Genomic DNA, 6519 nt, shown 5'->3' with positions numbered 1-6519 from the left:
AGCGCAGGGGAGCGCCGGGCGCAGCCCGGTGCCAAATCGTGGGCCGCCGCCGGCCGTACCCGCCCCAGGACCCGCCCCAGGACCCGCCCCAGGACCCGCCCCAGGACCCGCCCCAGGACCCGCCCCAGGACCCGCCCCAGGACCCGCCCCAGGACCCGCCCCAGGACCCGCCCCAGGACCCGCGCCAAGAGGATCCGCGCCAAGCTTGCCCACCCGCCTATCCTCACAACCGAGAGGCCGGTTAAATTTCCCACCAACCCGCGATGAACCTTTTAATCGCGCACGCGGCAGGGCCTGGTGCCAAACTTGCGAAAGGCCTCGCCGAACCCGCTCAAGGTCAGCCTCAGGGGTTGGGATGGGAACCGTGTCGGGTTCGCCGGTGCACCCGAAACCCGGAGCCGACACCGGGCTGCCAGCGCACCTCTGCCGAGGTGGATCAGTGGGTGGCCGCTGTCTCCACGGTGCGCGCCTTCGCTCTGAGGCTGATGATTCCACCGCACACCACCAGCACCGCGCCCAGCACGCCAGTGATGCTCAGGGGTTCATCGAACCACAGGTACTGCCACAGATAGGTGAACACCGGGGTGGTGTAGATCAGCGGCGCAATATTGGAGGTGTGATCGGCGGCGCGCAGCGCCCGCGAGCGAAACACCTGTGTATTCAGCGTTAACACCGCCAGCAGAGCGACCAGCAGCCAGGGCCAGTCCCAGGGCTGGAGGGGCGCTGAGGAGCCGGCGTCCAGGGGCCACAACAACACGGAGAAGGCCACTGCGACCGGAAAGGACCAGGCCATCTGCGCCACCGGGCTCAAGCTGCCCTTGGAGATGCCGTGGAAGGTGACCTGGGACAAGGCGCTGAACAAGCCCGCCGCCAAGCCGACCAGGGTGTAGGGCTCAAAGCGCAGCGACTCGACGGTGAGCAGTATCAGCACGCCCAGGAAACCCAGCAGCACGCCCAGAAACACAGCCCCAGGCAGGGGGCGGGTAAACAATATCCGCTCGACCAAGGGGATGAACAAGGGGCCAGTGCTGAAGAACAGTACCGCTTCGGCCAGCGGCAGATTCATGATGGCGAAGAACAGACAAGCCTGGGTGCAGATCAGCCAGAAACCGCGCAACGCAAGCGCGGGGACCGCCTCCCACTTTGGCGTCTCCCAACGGATGGCGGCCATGATGCCGAACGCCAGCAGCGCCGGCGCGAAAAAGCGCAGGGAAATCAACCCGGTAATCGGAATAGACCCGCCCAGCACCTTGGCCAAGGCGGCCGTCAGGGAGAGCGAGAAGGTGGAGATCAGCATGAACCAGAATGGTTTCGCCACGGGAATCAATTCGCCTCGATCACTGTGTATTGGAACCTGGCCTGGAGCCTGTAAACAGCATCAAGGTGTGCGCTGCAAGAGGCACGAAACCGGCCGCATCCCGGCGTAGAACACGGCGGTTCGTGCTTGAATACGCGGCTTGCCCACAAGCGCCTACACGCTAACAGAACGCTTCCCAAGGAAACCTACCGCGAGCCACGCGCTGTGCCGGGTGCTGAAAGGCCGGGACGCCCAGACGGTGGTGGGGCGCGAGCGGTGGGCGAGGGTGGGCTGCGAGCCGGAACTGCCCCTCGGTCCTGCGGCCCATCAAGTCCTTACCGTGGTTATAGGGCGGCGGACCCACCCACGCGGGGAGGGATCCCGGCTGCCGGGCTTCCCTCGCCAGCGCCCGTCGTGGTCACGGAAAGGCATTGAGGCGGGGGCGACCGGCACCCCCGCCTTGTCGCTACACGTCCAGGTTGCCGGCGGCGAGGGCGTTGCGCTCGATGAACTCCCGTCGTGGCTCCACCTGATCGCCCATCAGGGTGGTGAAGATCTCGTCGGCGCCCACCGCGTCCTCAATCTTCACCTGCAGCAGCCGGCGGCTGTCCGGGTCCATGGTGGTCTCCCAGAGCTGGTCCGGGTTCATCTCGCCCAGCCCCTTGTAGCGCTGGATGGCTTGCCCCCGCTTGGCCTCATCCAGAAGCCAGTCCACGGCTTCGCTGAAGCGACGCACAGGGTGCTTGCGCTCGCCCCGCTGCACATAGGCGCCTTCCCCAATCAAACCGTCCAGCGCTTCCGCCAGGCCGCGCAGGGCGTCGTATTCCTGGGAGAGGAAGAAGGTAGCGGGGAAGGTGTTCGGGTGCAGAATGCCGTGCATGCGCTTGGTGATCACCGCGTCCTGGAAACCGCCATCCGGGCCGGTGTTCAGCTTGAGCTGATAATGGGTGCCGGCCGGCAGGTCCTCATTGATCATGGCGACCAGCCCGTCGAACCAGCTTTGCATGCGAGCCGGGTCCTGCAGCTCGGCCTCGCCTACCGGGGCAAGTCGGGTCATGGCCTCCAGTATCGTCGGGTCCTGGTTGCGGCGGGCGAGGGTGGCGATCAGCTCCATCACCTTCAGGTAGCGACGCGCCAGGCCTTCCAAACCTTCGGTCTGGATCAGGGGCGCGCCCCCGCCGGGGTTCAGGCTCCCATTGCTCAGGGCGAGCTGCAGCAGGTACTCGACCAGTTCCTTGTCGTCCTTGACGTAGTGCTCCTGCTTGCCACGCTTGACCTTGTAGAGCGGGGGCTGAGCGATGTACACATGACCCCGCTCCACAAGTTCCGGCATCTGCCGGTAGAAGAAGGTGAGCAGCAGCGTGCGGATATGGGAGCCATCCACGTCCGCGTCGGTCATGATGATGATGCGGTGGTAGCGCAGCTTGTCGGCGTTGAACTCTTCCTTGCCGATACCCGTGCCCAGCGCGGTAATCAGCGTGCCCACCTCGGCCGAGGAAAGCATCTTGTCGAAGCGGGCCTTTTCCACGTTGAGGATCTTGCCCTTGAGCGGCAGGATCGCCTGGGTGCGCCGGTCCCGGCCTTGCTTGGCGGAACCGCCGGCGGAATCACCCTCCACCAGGTACAGTTCGGACTGGGCGGGGTCCCGCTCCTGACAATCAGCCAGCTTCCCCGGAAGCCCCGCAATGTCCAGCGCACCCTTGCGCCGGGTCATTTCCCGGGCACGGCGCGCGGCTTCCCGGGCGCGGGAGGCATCGATGATCTTCTCGGCGATGGCCTTGGCTTCCTGGGGGTGCTCGTACAGGAAATCGTGGAAGGACTTCGCCAGGGCGGACTCCACAGCCCCCTTCACTTCCGAGGACACCAATTTATCCTTGGTCTGGGACGAGAACTTCGGGTCCGGAACCTTCACCGAGAGCACGGCGGTGAGGCCTTCGCGGATGTCATCACCCGTGGGGCTCACCTTGAGCTTCTTGGTGTAGCCCTCGGCGTCCAGGAAACTGTTCAGAGTGCGGGTGAGGGCGGCGCGGAAGCCCGCCATATGAGTGCCGCCATCGCGCTGGGGAATATTGTTGGTGAAGCAGAAGATATTCTCCTGGTAGGAGTCGTTCCACTGCATCGCCACATCCACGCCGATATCCTGGGAGCGCACCGTCATATAGAAGGTGCTGGGGTGTACCGGGGTCTTGTTCCGGTTGAGATGCTCCACGAAGGCCTTGATGCCGCCGGCGTACTCGAACACGTCTTCCTTGTCGCTGCGCTCATCCTTCAGATGGATGCGCACACCCGGGTTCAGAAAAGAGAGCTCCCGGAAACGCTTCGCCAGCAGATCGTAATGGAATTCGATATTGGTGAAGATCTGCGGACTGGGCCAGAAACTGATCTGGGTACCCGACTCCCGGGTTTCGCCCACCACCTTCAACGGCTCCACCGGTTCGCCCAAACGGTACTCCTGCTTGTGCACCTTGCCGTGTTTCTTCACCACCAGGCGCAGACGCTCGGACAGGGCGTTCACCACGGAGACACCCACGCCGTGGAGGCCACCGGATACCTTGTAGGAGTTATCGTCGAACTTACCCCCGGCGTGCAGCACGGTCATGATCACTTCCGCGGCGGAGCGACCCTCTTCCGGGTGTATATCCACGGGAATGCCGCGGCCATCATCCGTTACCGAAATAGAGTTATCCCCGTGGATCACCACCTCGATATTCGTGCAGTGACCGGCCAGGGCCTCGTCGATGGAGTTGTCCGCCACCTCGAAGACCATGTGGTGCAGGCCGGTACCGTCATCGGTGTCGCCGATGTACATACCCGGACGCTTGCGCACCGCATCGAGGCCGCGCAGAACTTTGATGCTACTGGAGTCGTAACTGGTCTGTTCGCTCATTTGGGATCCTTCGCGTAACTGCGCGAAATTATAACACTTTGCGGTACTGACCATGTTCCACGTGGAACATGCGCACCTCGTCGGCATCGAGCTTCAATTCGTCGGCATCCACGCAGGTCACGAAACACTGGGACCCACAGGCCAGCAAGGCCTGTAGCACCTGTTCCCGCCGTTGCGTATCGAGCTCCGCCGGGAGATCGTCCACCAACAAAATGGGCAGCGCCGGGGCGGTGCTGGCCTGTAAACCGGCCAGGGCCAGCTTCAAGGCCACCACGGCCAATTTCTGTTGACCACGGGACAAGCGGTGCTGGGCCTCCACACCGGCACTGCGCAACCACAGATCACCCCGTTGCGGCCCCCGCACCGTGTAGCGCAACTCCAGGTCCCGACCCCGCCCCTGTGCCAGGGCCTCGCCAAGCCCCATCCGCCGATCCCAACCGGGGCGGTGCTGGAGTGCCATATCGCAGCCCGCCAACCACTCATCCAGATACGGCGCCGCCTGTTGCCACAGCGCGGTGCAGAATTTTTCTCGCAGATCCGCCAGGGCTTCTCCCACCTCTGCCATCTCGGGCTCCCAAGCCCTTGCCTGGCGCATATCGCCCACCCGCAGGGCGGCGTTACGCTGCCGTAGCGCCCGGTCGTAACGTTGCCACAGACTCTGGTAGTTATGTTCCACGTGGAACATCCCCCAGTTCATGAAACTCCGGCGTACCGGGGGACCATCCTGCAACAGGCGTTGACTCTCGCCATTGATCACTTCCACCGGGAAGTACTGCGCCAACTCCGAGAGGTTGCGCACCCTGGCGCCATTGAGGTGTACTTCGGTCTGCCGCTCGGCCCGCAGGATCCCCGCCTTGACACGCCGACCGCTACGCAACGCCACCTCTCCACGCACCAGTAATTGCTGCGCCCCTGTGCGCAGCAATTGCTCGGGCCGCGCGCTGCGAAAGGAGCGCGCCCGCGCCAGATAGTAGATGGCTTCAAGCAAACTGGTTTTTCCGGCCGCGTTGGGGCCGGCGACAATATTGAGCCGTCCGAACTCCAGGTCCACCCGGGCGAGGTTGCGGAAATCCTGAACGTGGAGCGACTGCAGACTCATGGAAGCATCAAGGGGAGGGGGTGGGGCGGCCACCAGGGGCCGCCCGGGTAACCGGGTTTCGGGTCCGAAGCCTCGGCAGGGCCAGGGCGGCACCCGGCGCCGAACTGGCAGTCCTCGACAAGGCGACTACAGGCGCATCGGCATGATGACGTACTTGCTGTCCTGGGCGCCGCCACCCCGCAGCAAACAACTGCTGTTGGCATCGGTTAGCAGCAACTCCACTTCCTCGCCTTCCGCTGCCTGCAGGGCATCGAGCATGTAGCTTGCGTTGAAGCCCACCTCCATGGCGTCGCCCTGATACTGCACGGCGAGTTCTTCTTCAGCCTGTTCCTGTTCCGGATTATTGGACTGCAGGGTGAGCCGCTCGCCGTCCACCGCCAGCCGTACGCCCCGGTACTTCTCGTTGGATAGGATGGAGGCGCGCACCAGCGCCTGCCGCAGCTCATCCCGCGCCACCCGCAACACGCTCTGGGCATTCTGAGGAATCACCCGCTGGTAGTCCGGGAACCGCCCATCGATGAGCTTGGAGGTGAACCGCAGTTCGGGAAGCGCTACGCGCACGTGGTTCGCCCCCAACTCCAGGCGGACCTCGTCATCACTGTTCTCCAGCAGCCGCAGCAGTTCCTGCACACCCTTGCGCGGCACGATCACCTGCTTGGCCTCGCTGACCTCCACTTCGGCGCCAAGCTCGCACAGCGCCAAGCGGTGGCCATCGGTAGCGACGGCGCGCACCTGGTTCGGCTCCAACTCCAGCAGCAAGCCGTTAAGGTAGTAACGCACATCCTGCAGGGCCATGGAGAAATGGGTTTTCTCGATCAGATGGCGCAGCTGGGACTGGGGCAGCAGCAGCGGCTGACTATCGCCAATATCCTCCACGGCCGGGAAATCCGCCGCCGGCAGGGTGGCCAGCGTGAAACGGCTGCGCTGGGCGCTCACCAATGCCTTGTCCTGCTCCACGCTGATCTGGATATCGGCGTCTTCGGGCAGGTTGCGCACGATGTCCATGAGCTTGCGCGCCGGCAGCGTGACCTGCCCCGGCTCGCTGATCGGGCTTTGCACGTGGGCGACCAGCTCCACCTCCAGATCAGTGGCGGTGATGGAAATCCCACTGCTATCGGCCACCACCAGCACATTGGCCAACACCGGCAGGGTCTGCCGACGCTCCACCACCCCGATCACCGCCTGCAGCGGCCGCAAAAGCGCTTCCCGTGCTATCTCGAATCGCATGCTGTGTTC

General features: G+C 64.2%; 5 protein-coding genes. 1 reads left to right on the top strand and 4 read right to left on the bottom strand.

What is annotated here, in order from left to right:
* The coding region (locus GBG68_RS14165) for a hypothetical protein (RefSeq protein ID WP_226801700.1) at positions 1 to 245 on the top strand (245 nt) is incomplete at its 5' end.
* A gap of 191 nt (positions 246 to 436) precedes the next feature.
* Here GBG68_RS14165 and GBG68_RS07555 read toward each other — a convergent pair.
* The 4 genes from GBG68_RS07555 to dnaN form a co-directional block, all read right to left on the bottom strand.
* On the bottom strand, positions 437 to 1318 hold the full coding sequence (locus tag GBG68_RS07555; RefSeq protein ID WP_152146332.1) for a DMT family transporter: 882 nt from the start codon (positions 1316 to 1318) through the stop codon (positions 437 to 439).
* Between the two features lie 445 nt (positions 1319 to 1763).
* Positions 1764 to 4184, bottom strand: coding sequence for a DNA topoisomerase (ATP-hydrolyzing) subunit B (gene gyrB, locus GBG68_RS07550; protein WP_152146331.1), 2421 nt, complete (start codon positions 4182 to 4184; stop codon positions 1764 to 1766).
* Between the two features lie 28 nt (positions 4185 to 4212).
* Entirely contained in the window at positions 4213 to 5283 is a 1071-nt protein-coding gene (recF, locus tag GBG68_RS07545; RefSeq protein ID WP_152146330.1) for a DNA replication/repair protein RecF, read from the bottom strand.
* A 126-nt stretch (positions 5284 to 5409) separates the two neighbouring features.
* On the bottom strand, positions 5410 to 6510 hold the full coding sequence (gene dnaN, locus GBG68_RS07540; protein ID WP_152146329.1) for a DNA polymerase III subunit beta: 1101 nt from the start codon (positions 6508 to 6510) through the stop codon (positions 5410 to 5412).
* Positions 6511 to 6519 lie beyond the last annotated feature (9 nt).

This window comes from Alkalilimnicola sp. S0819, assembly GCF_009295635.1.
Classification (GTDB): domain Bacteria; phylum Pseudomonadota; class Gammaproteobacteria; order Nitrococcales; family WHIW01; genus S0819.
Note: the sequence above shows the minus strand (reverse complement) of the source record. Positions and strands in the feature narration are given on the sequence as shown.

Excerpts from the sequence above, each read along its gene's own strand:
- dnaN (WP_152146329.1), bottom strand. The coding sequence starts at position 6,510 with ATGCGATTCGAGATAGCACGGGAAGCGCTTTTGCGGCCGCTGCAGGCG.
- gyrB (WP_152146331.1), bottom strand. The coding sequence starts at position 4,184 with ATGAGCGAACAGACCAGTTACGACTCCAGTAGCATCAAAGTTCTGCGC.
- recF (WP_152146330.1), bottom strand. The coding sequence starts at position 5,283 with ATGAGTCTGCAGTCGCTCCACGTTCAGGATTTCCGCAACCTCGCCCGG.